Annotated in this window: 17 protein-coding genes; 10 read left to right on the forward strand and 7 right to left on the reverse strand. The window is 72.7% G+C overall.

Going from position 1 to position 16,148, the window contains the following annotated elements:
• Positions 1-24: 24 nt before the first annotated feature.
• Together ACZ7L0_RS34010 and ACZ7L0_RS34015 are read left to right on the forward strand one after the other, a co-directional pair.
• Complete coding sequence (locus ACZ7L0_RS34010; protein ID WP_471246391.1) at positions 25-627, forward strand: GNAT family N-acetyltransferase; 603 nt, start codon at positions 25-27, stop codon at positions 625-627.
• Positions 628-667: 40 nt separating this feature from the next.
• Positions 668-1,552: a GNAT family N-acetyltransferase gene (locus ACZ7L0_RS34015; protein ID WP_471246392.1), complete on the forward strand. Its 885-nt coding sequence runs from the start codon at positions 668-670 to the stop codon at positions 1,550-1,552.
• Here the strand turns inward: ACZ7L0_RS34015 and ACZ7L0_RS34020 are convergent.
• Positions 1,538-2,206 carry a pyridoxine/pyridoxamine 5'-phosphate oxidase gene (locus tag ACZ7L0_RS34020; protein ID WP_471246393.1) on the reverse strand — a complete coding sequence of 223 codons (669 nt, stop codon included), beginning with the start codon at positions 2,204-2,206 and terminating at the stop codon, positions 1,538-1,540. The two genes, ACZ7L0_RS34015 and ACZ7L0_RS34020, sit on opposite strands and share 15 nt — an antisense overlap.
• Positions 2,207-2,258: 52 nt before the next feature.
• On the reverse strand, positions 2,259-3,431 hold the full coding sequence (locus ACZ7L0_RS34025; protein ID WP_471246394.1) for a thiolase C-terminal domain-containing protein: 1,173 nt from the start codon (positions 3,429-3,431) through the stop codon (positions 2,259-2,261).
• A gap of 124 nt (positions 3,432-3,555) precedes the next feature.
• Between ACZ7L0_RS34025 and ACZ7L0_RS34030 the strand changes: the two genes are divergently transcribed.
• Positions 3,556-4,740: an acyl-CoA dehydrogenase family protein gene (locus ACZ7L0_RS34030; protein ID WP_471246395.1), complete on the forward strand. Its 1,185-nt coding sequence runs from the start codon at positions 3,556-3,558 to the stop codon at positions 4,738-4,740.
• Positions 4,740-5,216 carry a nitroreductase family deazaflavin-dependent oxidoreductase gene (locus tag ACZ7L0_RS34035; protein ID WP_471246396.1) on the forward strand — a complete coding sequence of 159 codons (477 nt, stop codon included), beginning with the start codon at positions 4,740-4,742 and terminating at the stop codon, positions 5,214-5,216. The genes ACZ7L0_RS34030 and ACZ7L0_RS34035 overlap by 1 nt, the downstream gene beginning before the upstream one ends.
• Positions 5,217-5,219: 3 nt before the next feature.
• Here the strand turns inward: ACZ7L0_RS34035 and ACZ7L0_RS34040 are convergent, their stop codons facing one another.
• The gene (locus ACZ7L0_RS34040) at positions 5,220-5,840 is read right to left on the reverse strand and encodes a LysE family translocator (RefSeq protein ID WP_471246397.1); all 621 of its coding nucleotides are present in this window, start codon (positions 5,838-5,840) and stop codon (positions 5,220-5,222) included.
• An 82-nt stretch (positions 5,841-5,922) separates the two neighbouring features.
• Here ACZ7L0_RS34040 and ACZ7L0_RS34045 point away from each other — a divergent pair, with 82 nt between their 5' ends.
• Complete coding sequence (locus tag ACZ7L0_RS34045; RefSeq protein ID WP_471246398.1) at positions 5,923-6,375, forward strand: Lrp/AsnC family transcriptional regulator; 453 nt, start codon at positions 5,923-5,925, stop codon at positions 6,373-6,375.
• 96 nt (positions 6,376-6,471) lie between these two features.
• On the opposite strand, the gene ACZ7L0_RS34050 is transcribed toward ACZ7L0_RS34045, so the two are convergent.
• A complete protein-coding gene (locus ACZ7L0_RS34050; protein ID WP_471246399.1) occupies positions 6,472-7,119 on the reverse strand; it encodes a TetR family transcriptional regulator in 648 nt (215 codons plus the stop codon).
• A gap of 122 nt (positions 7,120-7,241) precedes the next feature.
• On the opposite strand from ACZ7L0_RS34050, the gene kbpA reads away from it, so the two are divergent.
• Together kbpA and afsK are read left to right on the forward strand one after the other, a co-directional pair.
• The gene (gene kbpA / locus ACZ7L0_RS34055; protein WP_471246400.1) at positions 7,242-7,964 is read left to right on the forward strand and encodes an AfsK-binding protein KbpA; all 723 of its coding nucleotides are present in this window, start codon (positions 7,242-7,244) and stop codon (positions 7,962-7,964) included.
• Positions 7,965-8,142: 178 nt separating this feature from the next.
• Positions 8,143-10,521: a protein serine/threonine kinase AfsK gene (gene afsK, locus ACZ7L0_RS34060; RefSeq protein WP_471246401.1), complete on the forward strand. Its 2,379-nt coding sequence runs from the start codon at positions 8,143-8,145 to the stop codon at positions 10,519-10,521.
• Between the two features lie 142 nt (positions 10,522-10,663).
• On the opposite strand, the gene ACZ7L0_RS34065 is transcribed toward afsK, so the two are convergent.
• From ACZ7L0_RS34065 to ACZ7L0_RS34075, 3 genes are read right to left on the reverse strand one after another with little or no spacing between them, the layout of a single operon-like run.
• Entirely contained in the window at positions 10,664-11,446 is a 783-nt protein-coding gene (locus ACZ7L0_RS34065; protein ID WP_471246402.1) for an enoyl-CoA hydratase/isomerase family protein, read from the reverse strand.
• Positions 11,443-11,856, reverse strand: a complete 414-nt coding sequence (locus tag ACZ7L0_RS34070; RefSeq protein ID WP_471246403.1) for a Zn-ribbon domain-containing OB-fold protein — start codon at positions 11,854-11,856, stop codon at positions 11,443-11,445. The genes ACZ7L0_RS34065 and ACZ7L0_RS34070 overlap by 4 nt, the downstream gene beginning before the upstream one ends.
• Before the next feature lie 8 nt (positions 11,857-11,864).
• The gene (locus ACZ7L0_RS34075) at positions 11,865-13,019 is read right to left on the reverse strand and encodes a lipid-transfer protein (RefSeq protein ID WP_471246404.1); all 1,155 of its coding nucleotides are present in this window, start codon (positions 13,017-13,019) and stop codon (positions 11,865-11,867) included.
• 102 nt (positions 13,020-13,121) lie between these two features.
• On the opposite strand from ACZ7L0_RS34075, the gene ACZ7L0_RS34080 reads away from it, so the two are divergent.
• The 3 genes from ACZ7L0_RS34080 to ACZ7L0_RS34090 all read left to right on the forward strand — a co-directional run bounded on the left by ACZ7L0_RS34080 (position 13,122) and on the right by ACZ7L0_RS34090 (position 15,506).
• Entirely contained in the window at positions 13,122-14,750 is a 1,629-nt protein-coding gene (locus ACZ7L0_RS34080; protein ID WP_471246405.1) for a FadD3 family acyl-CoA ligase, read from the forward strand.
• A 76-nt stretch (positions 14,751-14,826) separates the two neighbouring features.
• Positions 14,827-15,171: a type II toxin-antitoxin system RelE/ParE family toxin gene (locus ACZ7L0_RS34085; protein ID WP_471246406.1), complete on the forward strand. Its 345-nt coding sequence runs from the start codon at positions 14,827-14,829 to the stop codon at positions 15,169-15,171.
• Entirely contained in the window at positions 15,168-15,506 is a 339-nt protein-coding gene (locus ACZ7L0_RS34090; RefSeq protein WP_471246407.1) for an XRE family transcriptional regulator, read from the forward strand. The genes ACZ7L0_RS34085 and ACZ7L0_RS34090 overlap by 4 nt, the downstream gene beginning before the upstream one ends.
• The last annotated feature ends 642 nt before the right edge of the window (positions 15,507-16,148 follow it).

The following is a 16,148-nucleotide window of genomic DNA, read 5'->3' on the forward strand; positions in this document are numbered from 1 at the left end:
GGGGCGCGGGATTCAATGGATGTCATGGCTTCCACGCGTGAGCACTCCCCCGTCCACCCCGTCCCCGAGCCGACCGGCCACGGCCTGCGCCTGCGCCGCTGGGACGCGGAGTCCGACGCCGACGTGGCGGACTGGATGCGCGGCCGGGACGATCCCGAGTTCCGGCGGTGGAACACCCCGCTGAACGCGGTCACCGGCTTCGACGGCGCGCGGGAGTCCCTGCGGGCGCAGACGGAGAGCGCCGCTCGCGGCGACTGCGTGCCCTTCCGGGTCACCGACGCGGGCAGCGGTACGACGCTCGGCCACATCGGGATCAACGCGATGGACCGGGTGTTCCGTGTCGCGCGCGTCGGGTACTGGGTGCTGCCGGAGGCGCGCGGGCAGGGGGTCGCCGCCCGGGCGCTCACCCTCGCCGCTCGCTGGGCGTTCACGGAACTCGACCTCCACCGGCTGGAGTTGGGGCACGCCGTCGGGCATGACGCGTCCTGCCGGATCGCCCAGCGGTGCGGGTTCCCCGGTGAGGGGACCCTGCGCGGGGCGATGTTCGAGGCCGGGCGGCAGGACGCGTTCCGGGACGTGCATCTGCATGCGCGGATCGCTACGGACCCGGAGCCGGCCATGCCGTAATTCCCGGGCACGGCCCGGAAGCCGGCGAGATCATGGGGGCATGCGTCCCGACGACTGGCACCTCACCGAAGACCTGGACGGCTTTCTCTCCCGCGCCGGTGACTTCCTGCGCTCACGGCCCGCGCCGCACACGGTGGCGTTGACCGTCACCGACACGCTGCGCAGACAGGGGCCACACTTCTACGGGGACGGGGCGCCCCTGTTCGGAACGCTGGCGCAGGCGGACGGCACCGTACGCGCGGTGCTGTTCCAGACGCCTCCGCACCCGGTGCACATCACACCGGTGACCGCCGAGGAGGCCGACGCCCTCGCCGCCCGGCTGCTCGCCCTCGGTCACCCCGTCCCCGGTGTCTTCGCCGAGCGGGATTCTGCGGACGCGTTCGTGGACGCCTGGCAGCGGCGCGCGGGAGCCGAGGGCAGGCTGCGTCAACGGCAACGGCTCTACCGGCTGGGCGACTTGACCGTACCCGCACCGGTGCCCGACGGCCGGGCGCGGGTGGCCGGGGCGGCGGACCGGGAGCTGCTGGCCCGCTGGGCCGCGGAGTTCGCCGACGCGACCGACGCACGCGGGTTCTTCGACGCCGGAGCCTGGGCCGACGCCCGCATCGCCCAGGGCGGGGTCACCCTCTGGGAGACCCCCGACGGCACCCCCGTCTCCATGGCCGGCGTGACCCCGCCGGTCGCCGGGCAGGTCCGGGTGGCGCCCGTGTACACCCCGGCCCACCTGCGCGGACGCGGATACGCCGGTGCCGTGACCGCCGAGGTGAGCCGGGCCGCCCGGTCGGCCGGGGTGGACGAGGTGCTGCTCTTCACCGACCTCGCGAACCCGACCAGCAACGGGCTGTACCAGCGGATCGGCTACCGGCCCGTGGCCGACTTCGCCGTGTACCGGTTCACGTCACGGCCGCAGTCACGGCCACAGTAGGGTCCGCTCCCACCCGAACCCGGTGCGCCGGTAGGCGAGCCGTACGTGCCGCCGCTCCGGATCACCCTGGAAGAACTCCACCTCCTCCGGGCGGATCCGGTACAGCGTCCACGTCGGGGAGGGAGCGGCCGGGTCGGCCCGCGCCTGCTCCCAGGCCGCCTCCGAGACGCGCCGCAGCTCCTCCACCGACGTGAGCACCTCGCTCTGCCGCCCGGTCAGCGCCGCCGCGAGCGCGCCGGTCGAGCGGGCGTGCAGGTCCGCCTGGCTCTCCTCGGAGGGCGCGGAGGTGACCGGCCCCCGGAGCCGGACCTGGCGGCCGAGCACCGGCCAGTAGAAGGCGAGGGCCGCGTGCGGGTGGGCGCCGAGCTGCCGTCCCTTGCGGCTGGTGGCGTGGGTCGCGAAGGACCAGCCGTCGGCGTCGGCGCCGTGCAGCATCACGATCCGCACGTCCGGGTGGCCGTCCTCGTCCGCCGTCGCCAGCGACATGGTGTGCGGCTCGGTCTGCCCGGCGGCCACCGCCTCGGCGAACCAGGCGGTGAAGAGGGGGAGCGGGGTCGGGGGCGCGGTCGTCGGGTCGAAGGGGGGCAGCTCCGTGACCTCGGGGTCCCAGACCCGCAGTGACCTGAGGAGCTCGTGGAGATCGGTTGGTGCCATGGGGCGAGTATCCCCGGTCGCGGTCCGGGACGTGCACCGGTGAGGCCGCCTCTCACTCCCGCCCCAGCACCACCGTCCCCGACGAGCAGAACCACCCCCCGGTCCCGGAGGCGACCCCCAGGCGCGGCAGCTCCCCGTCCGCGCCCCGCACCTGGCGTTCCCCGCCCTCCCCCCGCAGTTGCCGCACCGCCTCCACCAGCAGGAACAGCCCGCGCATCCCGGGGTGCTGGGCCGACAGGCCGCCCCCGTCCGTGTTCACCGGCAGCTCCCCGCCCCGCACCAGCAGCCGGCCCTTCTCCACGAACGCGCCGCCCTCGCCCTTGCCGCAGAAGCCGAGGTCTTCCAGGGTCACCAGCGTCATGTAGGTGAAGGCGTCGTAGATCTCGGCGAAGTCGATCTCCTCGGGGCGCACCCCGGCCCGTGCGAAGGCGAGGCGACCGCTGACCGCCGCCGGGGAGACCGTGAAGTCGGGCCACTCGGACATGGCGGAGTGCGAGACGTGCTCACCGGTGCCGAGGATCCAGACGGGGGCGGTGCGGCAGTCCCGCACGTACTCCTCGGCCGCCAGCACCACCGCCGCGCCGCCGTCGGAGCGCAGGCAGCAGTGCAGCTTGGTGAAGGGATCGGCGATCATCGGGCCGGACAGGACCTCGTCGACCGTGACGGGGTCGCGGAACATCGCCTCGGGGTTCAGCGCGGCGTTCGCCCGGGCCTGCACCGCGACCTGCGCCAACTGCTCGACGGTCGTGCCGTGTTCGATCATGTGCCGGCGGGCCGCCATCGCGTACTTGGCGATCAGCGTGTGGCCGTACGGCACCTCGAACTGGAGCGGGCCCCGGCCGCCGAAGGAGAGGGTGCCGGTGCGTCTGCCCGCCTTGACGTCCGCCCGCGCCGTCGAGCCGTAGGCCAGCAGCACCGCGTTCGCGTGGCCGGCGGCTATCGCGTCCGCCGCGTGGGCCGCCATGACCTCCCAGGTCGAGCCGCCGACCGAGGTGGAGTCGACCCAGGTGGGCCGCAGGCCCAGGTACTCGGCCACCTCCACCGGGGCCAGCGTGCCCAGTCCGGCGGAGGCGAAGCCGTCCACGTGGGCGCGGTCCAGACCCGCGTCCGCCAGCGCGCGGCGGGCGGCCTGGGCGTGCAGGGCGTAGGGGGTCGCGTCGTCCACCCGGCCGCAGTCGGAGAGGGCGACGCCGACCACGGCGACTTTCCGGCTCCCTGGCGTCATGAATCTGACGGTACATCAGATTCGAGGGTCGGCGGCAGGTGTCGTGGGGCCGTCGCACCCCTGGGCTTCCCTCCCCTCCCGCCCTAACATGACGGACCGTCAGATCAGGTCGGAGGGATGGGTCATGGACACGCGCCTCACCGCCGAGCAGGACGAGATCCGCCGCACGCTGCGCGAGCTGCTGCACAAACGCTGCGGGGCGCCGGAGCTGCGGACCGCGCTCGACACTCCAGCCGGGCACGACCCCGCCCTGTGGGCCGCCCTCGCCGACCAGCTCGGCCTGCCGGGGCTCGCCCTCCCCGAGACCTACGGCGGTGTCGGCTGCTCGGCCACCGAACTCGCCCTCGCCTGCGAGGAGACCGGACGCGCCCTCGCCCCCTCCCCGCTGCTCGCCACCTCCGTACTCGCCGCCCCGCTGATCCTCGCCCTCGGCACCGACGCCCAGCGCGCCGCCCTGCTGCCCCGCCTGGCCGCCGGCACGCTCACCGCCGCCCTCGCCGTCCCCGCCGCCGCCCTCACCACCGCCCTCGCCCTCACCGGCGGCAACGGCGGCGAGTGGGCAGGCGGGGGGCGGGCGGGTGGTGTGCAGGCCCGGAAGACAGGGGGCGGGTGGCGGTTGTACGGGGAGGCGGATCAGGTGCTGGACGGGCACAGCGCCGGGCTGCTGGTCGTCGCCGCGCACACCGGGGGGTTCGCGCGGTCCCGGACTCTCCTCTTCCTGGTGGAAGGGGGCGCCGCGGGGGTCGTACGGGCCCGGCGGACCGCTCTCGACGCCACCCGGCCGCAGGGGCGTGTCCAACTGCGCGAGGTGCGGGGAGAGTTGCTGGGCGACGAGGAGACCGGCGTACTGCCCGCCCTCGCCGCCGTCGGTGACACCGCCGCCGCCGTGCTCGCCGCCGAGGCCGTCGGGGCCGCCGACCGGGTGCTGGAGCGGACCGTGGAGTACGTCGGGCAGCGGGAACAGTTCGGGCGGGCGATCGGCTCCTTCCAGGCGGTCAAGCACCGCCTCGCGGACGTGTACGTCCAGGTGCAGGCGGCCCGGTCGGCCGCCTACTACGCCGCCTGGGCGACCACCCAGGGCGAGAACGTGGGCGGGCTCGCGCTCGCGCAGGCCCTTCAGGCGCTGCGGTACGCGGCGGGCGAGGCGATCCAGCTGCACGGCGGGATCGGTTTCACCTGGGTGCACGAGGCTCACCTGTACTTCAAGCGGGCGGCCGGGGACGAGCTGCTGTTCGGGCCGGTGCACCGGTTGCGGGCGCGGGCGGCCGAGGCGGCCCGGCTCTTCGGGCGACGGGAGGTGACGGTCTGATGGCGGCCGTCGGAGTGCGGTTGGTGCAGAAGGTGTCCTCCACCCGGGGCTTCGCCAAGATCGCCCCGCATGTGATCCCGGCGCTGGACCGGGCCGTCCACCGGCTCACCCGGGGCAGGGTGCTGCTCAGCGCCCAGCTGCTGCCCGGCGTCGTGCTGACCTCCACCGGGGCCCGCAGCGGGCTGCCCCGCCGGACGCCGCTCGCCTGTATGCCGGAGAAGGGCGGGAACAGCTGGCTCCTGGTCGGCTCCAACTTCGGCCGCACCGGCCACCCGGCCTGGACCGCCAACCTCCTCGCGCACCCCGACGCCTCCGTCAGCCTGCGGGGCGAGGACATCCCCGTCACGGCCTGGCTGCTGGCGGGGGAGGAACGGGCGGCGGCGTGGCGGGCGCTGCTGGAGTTCTGGCCGCCGTACGCGACGTACCAGGCGCGGGTGGAGCGGGAGATACGGGTGTTCAGGATCGTACGGAAGTGACCGCTACAGCGTCGCCAGCCGCTCCACCAGCAGCAACGCGCCGACACCCAGCATCGCCGCCCCCGACGTCCGGGTGACCGCCCGGGCCGCCACCGGGCGGGCGGTCAGCAGGGCGCGGGAGAGGGCGCCGACGGTGAGGTAGACGGCCGCGCAGCACGCCATGTGGAGCAGGCCGAGGGTGGCCGTCTGGACCGGTATGGGCAGGTGGGCGCCCCGGACGGTGAGGAACTGGGGGAGGACGGAGAGGTAGAGCAGCAGGCCCTTGGGGTTCAGGCCGCTGATCGTGGCCCCGCGCAGGAAGACGCGCGGCCCGCTGCTGTCGAGGGCCTCGCCCGCCCCCGGCACGCCCGGCCGGCGCAGCACGCCCCACCCCAGCCACACCAGGTATCCGGCGCCCGCCACCGTCAGCGCGGTGAGCAGCCGGGGCGAGCCCGCGACCAGGACCGCCAGACCCGCCACCGCCAGCGCCGTGTGCAGCGCGTACCCCGCGACCAGACCGGCGACGGCGGTGAGTACGGACCGGCCGCGCAGCCCGGCCGCGATCGTGTACGCCCAGTCGGCGCCCGGTACGCACACCAGCAGCAGGTCCACGGCGAGGAAGGAGAGGAGGGTTGCGGAGTCCATGCTGGGGACATTAGGCGTGAATGGCCCGAATGTGTTCCCGAAATTTGCCCATGATCGTCTTTCCTGAGCAAATATCTTCTTCATGGACGATCTGGACCAGAAGATTCTTGCCGAGCTCCAGCAGGACGGGCGGCTGACCGTGACCGAGCTGGCCGCGCGGGTGCGCCTCAGCGTCTCGCCGTGCCACCGGCGGCTGCGCGAGCTGGAGCGGTCCGGCGCCATCCGGGGGTACCGCGCGGTGGTGGACCCGGCGGCCCTCGGGCTGACCTTCGAGGCGCTGGTCTTCGTGTCCATGCGGCAGGAGGACCGGGACACCGTGGCCGAGTTCGAGCGGGCGGTGAGCGAGGTGGAGTACGTCCTGGACGCCCAGCGCCTCTTCGGCGACCCCGACTATCTGCTGCGGGTCGCCACCGCCGACCTCGCCGCCTTCCAGCGGCTGTACGACGAGCGGCTGGCCACCCTGCCGGGCGTGCAGCGGCTGACGTCCACGCTCGTGATGAAGCACGTGGTGAAGGACCGTCCCTTGCCCGCATAAGGCGGCAGGCGGTGGTTCACCGGGTGAACCACCGCCTGCCAGACAGGACATGGGGCCTGGAAAAAGGGCTTGCCGGGCAAGAAGCCTGGAAGACGGCTATCTCGTCGGCTTTCTGCCCGTCACGCCCAGGTGCACCAACAGCGCCAGATTCGGCTTCAGTTCGGCCTGCTTGACGCCCCAGGACGTGAAACCCTTCTGGTGCCCGGCCACCGCCGCGAGCATCGCGACCAGCGAGCCCGCGATGGCCGCCGGGTTCACGTCCTTGTCGATCCTGCCCTTGGCCTGCAGTTCGGCGATGGAGTCGGACAGGGAGTTGTTCACCGAGTTCAGGATCTTCATACGGATCTTGTAGAACCGTTTGTCCCCCTCGGCGGCGCCGAGGTCCACGACACGCAGGATGGCGTCGTGCTTGCGCCAGAACTCCAGGAAGCCGTCCACGAGTTCCTGCGCGGTCTGCCAGCCCGCCTTGCCGACCCAGGACCGCCCGGCGACCAGCTCGGTCAACCCGGCGCCCTCGGCGGCCATTTGATCGGCGATCTCCAGGACGGCGCCCTCGACGTCCGGGAAGTACTGGTAGAAGGTCGCGGGCGAAGTTCCCGCCTTCCGGGCGACATCGATGACCTTGACGTCCCGGTACGGGGAGGAGCTGAGCATCTCGCTGAGGCAGTCGAGCAGCTTCTGCCGGGTCGCCTGCCCACGCCGACCGGCCACGCGGCCGTCGACGGTACGCACTTGTCCTGTCATGTCGTCAGCTTACCGAGGGGTGATCCCAGCGCGATTCGGCCGACTGCAAATGGGGTGCACGGGCGCGAGAAGGGTGGTGTGCCTGGTCTGCGCGGTGCCCGCGGCACGGTTAACTTGGCGGCATGGCCGAAAACAGGGCATCGGTGTACGGAGAGGGCGTCCCGTGCTGGGTCGACGCGCAGCTTCCCGACGTGGCGGCCGGGCAGCGGTTCTACGGGGAGCTCTTCGGGTGGACCTTCGAGGAGGCGTACGGCGCCTCCGTATGGGCGCTGCTGGACGGTGAACCCGTCGCCACCCTGGCGCACAAGACGGACGGCCGTATGCCCACCGTCTGGACGGTGTACTTCGCCACCCCGGACGCCGAGGCCCTGTGCCGGCGGATCATGACGGCCGGCGGGCAGATCGTCATGGCGCCGCTGCCGGTCGCCGACCTGGGCACGGCCGCCCTCGCCGCCGACCCCGAGGGCGCCGTCTTCGGCCTGTGGCAGCCGGGCGGCCACCCCGGCTTCGGGCGGCGGCACGCGCCCTCCACCTTCGTCTGGGCCGAGCTGTACACCCGCGACACCGAGCGGGCCAACGCCTTCTACGGCGGCCTCTTCCAGGACGCCCTCTTCGGCACCGACGCCGAGCCCGACTTCGGCCGCGCCCCCGTCTTCGACGTCTTCCCGGCCGAGATGCCCCCGCACTTCCTCGTCCACTTCCGGGTGGACGACCTCGCGGGCGCCCTCGGGGCGGTGGAGCGGCTCGGCGGCCGGGTGCAGAAGACGCCCTTCGAGGCGTCGTACGGAACGGTGGCCGTCGTGACCGACAATCAGGGGGCGTCCTTCGCGTTGCTCCACCGCTGAAATCCTGGGATTCGCCCCTTTTGCAGGGAGACACCCCGATTAATCACCGGGTTCGCAACCTGGTCCCCGGCCAGGAAGAATCGGGGTGCGTGCCGCCATGGCGGTGCGGTGGTGAGACGCTGCACGGGGTCGCGTACATATGTGGGTGACGCGGCTCGTACGGGGAGGTGGCAGGCAAGTGGTGGATCAGCTGACGCAGCACGATCCGCGGCGGATCGGGCCGTTCGAGGTGCTGGGACGGCTGGGCGCCGGCGGCATGGGGCTGGTCTATCTCGCGCGCTCGGCGTCCGGGCGGCGCGTGGCGATCAAGACGGTCCGCACGGAGCTCGCCGAGGACCAGCTGTTCCGCGTCCGCTTCACCCGCGAGGTGGAGGCGGCCCGCGCGGTCTCCGGCTTCTACACGGCGGCCGTCGTCGACGCCGACCCGCGCGCCGCCGTGCCCTGGCTCGCCACCGCCTACGTTCCCGCGCCCTCCCTCGAGGAGATAGTGAACGACTGCGGGCCGCTCCCGGCCCAGGCGGTGCGCTGGCTCGCGGCGGGCGTCGCGGAGGCCCTGCAGTCCATCCACGGCGCCGGGCTGGTCCACCGCGACCTCAAGCCGTCCAACGTGCTCGTCGTCGAGGACGGCCCCCGGGTCATCGACTTCGGCATCGCGTCCGGCGTCTCGAACACCCGTTTGACGATGACGAACGTCGCCGTCGGCACCCCCGCCTACATGTCCCCGGAGCAGGCGAAGGACTCCCGCAGCGTCACCGGCGCGAGCGACGTCTTCTCGCTCGGCTCCATGCTCGTGTTCGCGGCCACCGGGCACCCCCCGTTCCACGGCGCCAACCCGGTCGAGACGGTCTTCATGCTGCTGCGCGAGGGCCCGGACCTCGAAGGACTCCCGGACGAGCTGCGCCCGCTCATCGAGTCCTGCATGCAGATGGAGGCGACGGCCCGCCCCAACCCCGCCGACCTCCAGGCCCAGCTCGCCCCCCACCTCTTCGGCTCCGGCTCCGACGACAGCGGCACGGCCTCGGCCTGGCTGCCGGAGAAGGCGGTCGCCCTCATCGAGTCCCGGCGCGGCGGCCGTCCGGCGGCCAAGCCGTCCCCGGCCCCCGCCGGCGCCCGCAGCGGCGGCGGACTCGCGGTGCCCCCGCCGCCGTCGTACGACCCCGTGGTCCCGGTGACCGGCCCGGGCCCCGTGCCCGCCTCGGCCTCCGTCGCGGCCCCCGTGGGCGCCCCCGACACCGGCCCGGTCCGGCTGGCCGGCGCCCAGGTGCCCATCGGCCCCGGCCCGCGCGTCGCCGACGCCCGCGCCGCCGCCGTCAAGGCGCCCCCGCCCGAGGCCGGCCTGGTCGCCAGCTGGTCCCGCCCCCGCCCCGGCCTCAACGGCGCCGACCCCGCCGTACCGGCACTCCCGCCCCCGCCCCCGGAGACGGCGGCCGGCTGGCGGCCCTGGCGCTTCCGCATGTCCAACGACGTCTGGGGCACCCCGGCCGTCGACGGCGACCTCGTCTACGTCACCTCCTTCGAGGTACACGCCCTGGACGTGGCCACCGGCCGCCGCCGCTTCAAGACCAGGGACGTCGCCTGGTCCATGGCGGTCGCGGACGGCCGTATCCACGCCTCCGACGGCCCCACCCTGTTCGCCCTGGACTGCCGCGAGGGCAACGACCTGTGGCGGCTGTCCACGGACGCCTGGGTGTACTCCCTCCAGGCCGACCGGGGCACCGTCGTCACCGGCACCCGCGGCGGCGGCGTCCAGGCCTGGGAGGCCTCCAGCGGCCAGAAGCTGTGGGAGATCACCGGCTGCCAGACCGACTTCGAGTCCCCCGAGGCCGGCCCCGCCCTGCACGACGGCACCGTCTTCGTCTGGCAGGACGCCCGGCTGCGCGCCCTGGACGCCCGCACCGGCGAGGAGCGCTGGTCGTACCCCATCGGCGACGCGGCCTCCTGCGGCGGCGTACCGGTCCGGATCACCCACGCCCCCGACGGCTACGTGTACGTCTCCGCCGGCACCCGCGTCCTCGCCGTCGACGTGGCGAGCGGCATGGTGCGCTGGCACTTCGAGGCCCCCGCCGCCTTCCTCTGCCCGCCCACCTTCGCCCCCGGCCCCGCGGTCACCGGCGGCGGCATCTACCTCGCCGACTACCTCGGCACCGTCTACGCCCTCGACGCCACCGACGGCCGCGACCGCTGGCGCATCGCCACCGAGTCCCGCTCCTCCGTCGATCCGGTCCTGGTGGCGGCCGGCCACGTCCACGTCGGCAGCGGCAAGGGCCTCTACACCCTGGACGCCGTCACCGGCACCCCGAAGTGGCGCTTCCAGGCGGGCGGCGACGTGGTGGGCGCCCCCGCCGTCGCCGAGGGCCGCATCCACTTCGGCTCCACCGACCACCTGCTCTACACCCTCAAGGCCGACGACGGCCGCCTGCGCTGGAAGCTCGCGACGGGCGGCGAGATCACCGGCTCGCCCGTCGTGAAGGACGGCGTGGTGTACGCGTGCAGCAAGGACCGCTGCGTCTACGCGCTGGACGCGGAGAAGGGCACGGGCACCGCGCGCACCACCTGAGAGGCTCCGCCGGGACGGCCGTCGTACCAGTAGTCGCACGGAAGGGGCTGTGGACGGCGGCCGTCGTTCCGGGGAGGAGCGGTCGGTCACCGCTCTCAGGGCAGACGCTACTCCCCGTGGGCGAAGCACGCCAGGCGGTCACTCACCGGATCCGGGGCTCCCCCCGCACCCGCCCCGCGAACAGCTCCGCCTGCCGCTCGCCCGGCAGATTCCCCAGGGCGATCAGATGCGGCGCCTGGGCGTACCCCGGCGCCCGAGCCGCCTCCCGCGCCGCCCACAGCGCCCGCACGGTCCCCTGCACGGCCCCCGCCGGATACCCCGCGAGCACGGACGCACACCGCACGGCAGCCTCCACCGCCCGCCCCGGCTCGACCAGTTCGGACACGAGCCCGATCTCATACGCCCGCCGCGCCCCCACCCTCTCCGCGTTCCCCATGAGCGCCATCCGCGCGACCTCCCCGTACGGCATCCGCTGCGCCATCAGCACCGACTCGTAGGCGCTGACCATGCCGTAGCCGGTGTGCGGATCGAAGAAGGCGGCGGTGGTGTCCGCGACGACGAACTCACTCTCCCCCAGCAGATAGAAGGCACCCCCGCACGCCATCCCGCTCACCGCGGCGACGACCGGCTTCCACAGGTCGTTCGCCTTCGGCCCGACCGAGAGCAGCGGATCGTCCTGCATGTACGGCGACGAGGGCTGCGGCACGACACAGTCCCGGTCCAGACCCGTACAAAACGCCCGCTCCCCGGCCCCGGTCAGCACGACGGCCCGTACGGCGTCGTCGAACCTCAACTCCCGCCAGGTGACGGCCAATTCGGCGGCCATGGCCAGATCGATGGCGTTGAGCCGCTCGGGCCGGTCGAGGGTGACCACGGCGACGCCGGTGTCCTTGTCGGCCGTCACCCGCAGGGCGCTGCCGCTCATGCGCGCTCCAGGACCCACTGCGGAAGACCACCGGCGAACACGACCTGCACCCGGGCCCCGATCCGGATCCTCCCCGGATCCACGGAGTCCAAAGACGCCCCCGCCCCGCTGACGACATTCCCCACGAGCCGCACCCGAGGCGCGTCCTCCAGCTCCACGACGACGACGTTGTACGGCGCCCGCTCCGCGTACTCCGGCAACAACGGCGGATGCGGCACCACATACGACCACACCCGCCCCCGCCCCGACATGACCCGCCACTCGCTCGCGAAGGACTGGCAGTGCGGACAGCAGGGCCGGGGAGGAAAACGCACCTCGCCGCAGTCGGCGCAGGCCTGGACACGGAGCTCACCCTCGGCGGCGTACCGCCAGAAAGGGGCGCCGTCGGTGTCGGGGACCGGGGTCAGCATCGGGCGGCTCAACTCCTCAGCAGCAGCGCGGACGTGGGGACGCCTTCCCCGGCGGTGACGAGACAGGTGGCGGCGCCGGGCACCTGCGCCGTACTGACCCCGCGCAGCTGCTTCACCCCTTCGTTGATCAGGTTGAAGCCATGCACATAGGCCTCCGACAGCCCGCCCCCGCCGGTGTTGATGGGCAGCCGCCCCCCGATCTCCAGCGCGCCACCCTCCGTGAACGCCCCGCCCTCCCCTCGCCCGCAGAACCCGTACCCCTCCAGGGACAGCGGTATGAGGGCGGTGAAGGCGTCATAGATCTGCGCCACGTCGACGTCCTCCGGAGCGAAGTCGGCGTGCTTCCACAGATGCCGGGCGGCGGTCCACGCGGGCCCGGTCAGGGGGTCGTCGTTCCAGTAGTTGACCATGCCGTGGTGCTGGGCGGGCAGCCCCTGCGCGGCGGAGTGCACATAGACGGGCCGCTGCCGGCAATCCCGAGCCCGCTCCCTACCGACCACCACACACGCCAACGCCCCGTCCGTCTCCAGACAGTTGTCGAAGAGGCAGAGGGGCTCGCTGATCCACCGGGCGGTCATGTACATCTCCCGGGTGAGGGGCCGCTCGTACATCACCGCCGCCGGATTCTGGTTGGCCCGGTTCCGGCAGGCGAGGGCGACGTTGAACAGATGGTCCCGGGTGGCGCCGTACTCGTGCATGTACCGACGCGCCAGCATCGCTATCTCGTCGGCGGGCCGAAGCAGCCCGAAGGGCCGGGTCCACTGCGCCGGAGTGGGCAGCTGAACGGCGGTGCTGGTCCACGGCCGCGGCCCGCTCCCCCTCTTCCGCGACCGCCAGGCGACCCCGACGGTGGCCTGCCCCGCGGCGATGGCGGCGCCGAGATGCGCGACGGTGGCACAGGAGCCGCCCCCGCCGTAACCCACCTTGCTGAAGAAGGTGAGATCCCCCAGCCCGAGCGCCTTCCCCAGCTCCACCTCATCCGTCTCCTCCATGGTGAAGGAGGCGAGGGCGTCGACCTCGCCGGGCGCGATCCCGGCGTCGTCGAGAGCGGCGAGAACGGCACGGCAGGCGAGCGTCTTCTCGTCCTCCGGCAGCTTCCTGGCGAACGCGGTCTGCCCGATCCCCACGATGGCGGTGGCGTCCTTGAGCCCGGTTCCTGGCATGGTGCGCCCACCTCCGCACGGGATCGCTGTTCGCTGACAGGCCGTCAGGTTACAGCTAATCTGACGGTCAGTCAGCTATCGCGTTTCTGGAGGCCGGTTGTCGTGCGCGGTGACGTGGAGTGGGGCAGCATCCCGGGACTGGTCCGGGCGGCGGCGGAACAGCACGCGGACGCCGAGGCGGTGGTGGAGGGCCGTACGAGGATCACGTACGCGGAGTTGGGCGCGAGGGTGTCACGCGCGGCGGCGGCCTGCATGGCCAACGGCGTGCAGATCGGCGACCGGGTGGCCATCTGGGCCCCCAACTCCCTCGACTGGATCGTCGCGGCGCTCGGCGCGGTATCGGCCGGAGCGGTCCTCGTCCCCCTGAACACCCGCTTCAAGGGCACGGAGGCGGCGGATGTGCTGGCGAGGAGCGGGGCGCGACTGCTGTTCGTGACCGGAACCTTCTTGGGGACCTCGTACGTGGCGTCGCTGAGGCGGGCGGCGGGACAGGGGGCAACCACCGGCGTTCCCCTGCCGGGGTTGCCGGAACTGGAGCAGGTGGTGGTCCTCTCGGACGACGCCCCGCCGGACTTCCGCACATGGAAGGACTTCCTGGCCGGTGGCGAGGGCGTGGGAGAGGCGGAGGTACGCCGACGAGCCGGAGCGGTGAACGGCGACTGCCTCTCGGACATCATCTTCACCTCGGGCACGACGGGCCGCCCCAAGGGCGCCATGATCACCCACGCGCAGACGCTGCGGGCGTACGAGACGTGGGCGGATCTGGCAGGCCTCCGCCCGGACGACCGCTACCTGATCGTGAACCCCTTCTTCCACACCTTCGGCTACAAGGCGGGCGTCATCGCCTGCCTGATGCGGGGCGCGGCGATGATCCCCCAGCCGGTCTTCAACGTGGACACGGCCCTCGCCAACATCGCCTCGGAACGGGTGTCGGTACTGCCGGGCCCGCCCACCCTGCACCAGTCCCTCCTGGACCACCCGGCAAAAGACGCGCACGACCTGTCAGCGCTGAGACTGGTCGTCACCGGAGCCGCGGTCGTCCCGCTGCGCCTGGTGGAACGCCTGCGCGGCGAACTGGGCGTGAGTACGGTCCTCACCGCCTACGGCCTCTCGGAGGCAAGCGGCATCGTCACGATGTGCCGCCGCGGCGACGCCCCCTCGGTGATCGCGTCGACATCCGGCCGCGCGATCCCCGGCACAGAGGTGAGAGTGGTCGACGGAACCGGGCAGACGCTGCCCCCCGGCCGCCCGGGGGAGATCCTGGTCCGTGGCTTCAACGTCATGCGGGGCTACTACGAGGACGAGCCCGCGACGGCGGAGGCCGTGGCCCCGGACGGCTGGCTGCACACAGGAGACGTGGGCGTACTGGACACGACCGGCAACCTCCGCATCACCGACCGCATCAAGGACATGTACATCGTCGGCGGCTTCAACGCCTACCCCGCCGAGATAGAGCAACTCCTCGGCCTCCACCCCGACGTGGCCGACGTCGCCGTCATCGGCATCCCGGACCCCCGCCTGGGCGAGGTCGGCAAGGCCTTCGTAGTCCGCCGCCCGGGGGCCCTGGTCACCGGGGACGATCTGATCGCCTGGGCCCGCCGCGAAATGGCGAACTACAAGGTCCCCCGCACGGTGCAGTTCGTACGGGAGCTACCGAGAAACGCGAGCGGCAAGGTGGTCAAGGGGGAGTTGCGGGGTGGGCCGGGTATCGGTCCTGAGGGTGACGGCTAGGGATTCCAGCCCGGCAGGTTAATGCTTGCATTAATTTCGGACTCATGCCTCATGGGAAGTGGTTCTCGTCGCGGAAGTGGCGAAGTGGTTCGCAGAGCTGGTCGAAGCCGACCTCCGCAGTGCGGACCGCGTGGAAGACGCCATCGACGCGCTGGCTTGCTGGGGACCTGGGCTCGGCCGACCGCTCGACGACCGGATCAAGGGTGCGGAGCGGCACCACTTGAAGGAGTTGAGGCCCGGTTCGTCGGGAAACAGCGAGATCCGGATTCCGTTCGCCTTCGATCCAGTACGCCGAGCCGTCCTGCTGGTCGCGGGAGACAAGGCTGGAAACTGGAGTGGGTGGTACGACACCAACATCCCGATCGCCGAGAAGCGCTACCGGGACCACATCGCCGAGCTGGACACCAGGGAGTATGAATGAGCGCCGTCAGCTGGGAGGAAGCCAAGCGCCGGGCCGATGAGCAGCGGAGGGCCGCCGGGATGCCGGTCCGCACTCCCGAGGAGAAGCGGGCCGACATGGACCGGCTTCTCGCCGAGGTGCGTGCTTACAAGCTGGCGGAGCTCCGCCGGGAGCAGGACCTCACCCAACGCGATATCGCCGATTCGATGGGTGTCTCTACGCCACGTATCTCTGCGATCGAGCACGGAGAGATCGACCGTACGGAGGTTGCCACCCTGCGCTCCTACGTTCGGGCCCTTGGCGGAGAACTCCGGGTGGTGGCGGACTTCGGGGATACCCAGTACACGGTGGCGTGAGCGACCGTGCTCGGGCAGGGCGGACCAGAGCTTCCAGGTTGCCGTGGGGCCGCCCGCTTCTTGGTCATTGTCGTGCTTCCGCGACCCGAGTAAAGGGCGCTTCGCGTCGGCTGCGCCGATGGCCCTGCGGGCCACCCTTGACTCGGCTCGCTCCAGCCCGGGGGAGAAGCGAGCGGGCGGCCGGAGAGGGATGGGGGGCCGAGGTAGGGGTTCCGTTGGGTGGGCTGCGGTCGCGTCCGGGGTGAGGGGGCGCGGCCGCGCCTCGCCTGCACGCCGGGTGGGCTTAGCGGCGAACGGTGAGTGGGGGGTTGCGGGTGCGCGCTTGGTGGGTGGCGGCACGCCGGGCTGGCTCAGCGGCGAACGGTGAGTGTAGGGCTGGGGCGCGCGGTGGGCGGGTGGCGGCACGCCCGGTGGGCGTGGCGGCTTCCGGCGAGTGGGACGACTCCACACCCGCCCGCCCCCTCGCCCCATCAGCCCCATCAGTCCCGCGTGGCGAGCAAGTGGAGGACTTGGGCCACGCCCGGGAGGCAACGGCGCAGGTGGCCGCAGCCAGACGCGGCCCAAGTCCTCCACTTGCCTCCGCCGCAGCCGTTCCGCACCGTTCCCAACCCCCACCCCGCCCGATATGCCCGAGCCCGGGAG

It is taken from the genome of Streptomyces sp. NPDC039424 (assembly GCF_055639495.1).

Bases quoted from the DNA above. Each gene is read 5' to 3' on its own strand.
- ACZ7L0_RS34010 (WP_471246391.1), top strand. From the start codon at position 25: ATGGCTTCCACGCGTGAGCACTCCCCCGTCCACCCCGTCCCCGAGCCG.
- ACZ7L0_RS34015 (WP_471246392.1), top strand. From the start codon at position 668: ATGCGTCCCGACGACTGGCACCTCACCGAAGACCTGGACGGCTTTCTC.
- ACZ7L0_RS34020 (WP_471246393.1), bottom strand. From the start codon at position 2,206: ATGGCACCAACCGATCTCCACGAGCTCCTCAGGTCACTGCGGGTCTGG.
- ACZ7L0_RS34025 (WP_471246394.1), bottom strand. From the start codon at position 3,431: ATGACGCCAGGGAGCCGGAAAGTCGCCGTGGTCGGCGTCGCCCTCTCC.
- ACZ7L0_RS34030 (WP_471246395.1), top strand. From the start codon at position 3,556: ATGGACACGCGCCTCACCGCCGAGCAGGACGAGATCCGCCGCACGCTG.
- ACZ7L0_RS34035 (WP_471246396.1), top strand. From the start codon at position 4,740: ATGGCGGCCGTCGGAGTGCGGTTGGTGCAGAAGGTGTCCTCCACCCGG.
- ACZ7L0_RS34040 (WP_471246397.1), bottom strand. From the start codon at position 5,840: ATGGACTCCGCAACCCTCCTCTCCTTCCTCGCCGTGGACCTGCTGCTG.
- ACZ7L0_RS34045 (WP_471246398.1), top strand. From the start codon at position 5,923: ATGGACGATCTGGACCAGAAGATTCTTGCCGAGCTCCAGCAGGACGGG.
- ACZ7L0_RS34050 (WP_471246399.1), bottom strand. From the start codon at position 7,119: ATGACAGGACAAGTGCGTACCGTCGACGGCCGCGTGGCCGGTCGGCGT.
- kbpA (WP_471246400.1), top strand. From the start codon at position 7,242: ATGGCCGAAAACAGGGCATCGGTGTACGGAGAGGGCGTCCCGTGCTGG.
- ACZ7L0_RS34065 (WP_471246402.1), bottom strand. From the start codon at position 11,446: ATGAGCGGCAGCGCCCTGCGGGTGACGGCCGACAAGGACACCGGCGTC.
- ACZ7L0_RS34070 (WP_471246403.1), bottom strand. From the start codon at position 11,856: ATGCTGACCCCGGTCCCCGACACCGACGGCGCCCCTTTCTGGCGGTAC.
- ACZ7L0_RS34075 (WP_471246404.1), bottom strand. From the start codon at position 13,019: ATGCCAGGAACCGGGCTCAAGGACGCCACCGCCATCGTGGGGATCGGG.
- ACZ7L0_RS34090 (WP_471246407.1), top strand. From the start codon at position 15,168: ATGAGCGCCGTCAGCTGGGAGGAAGCCAAGCGCCGGGCCGATGAGCAG.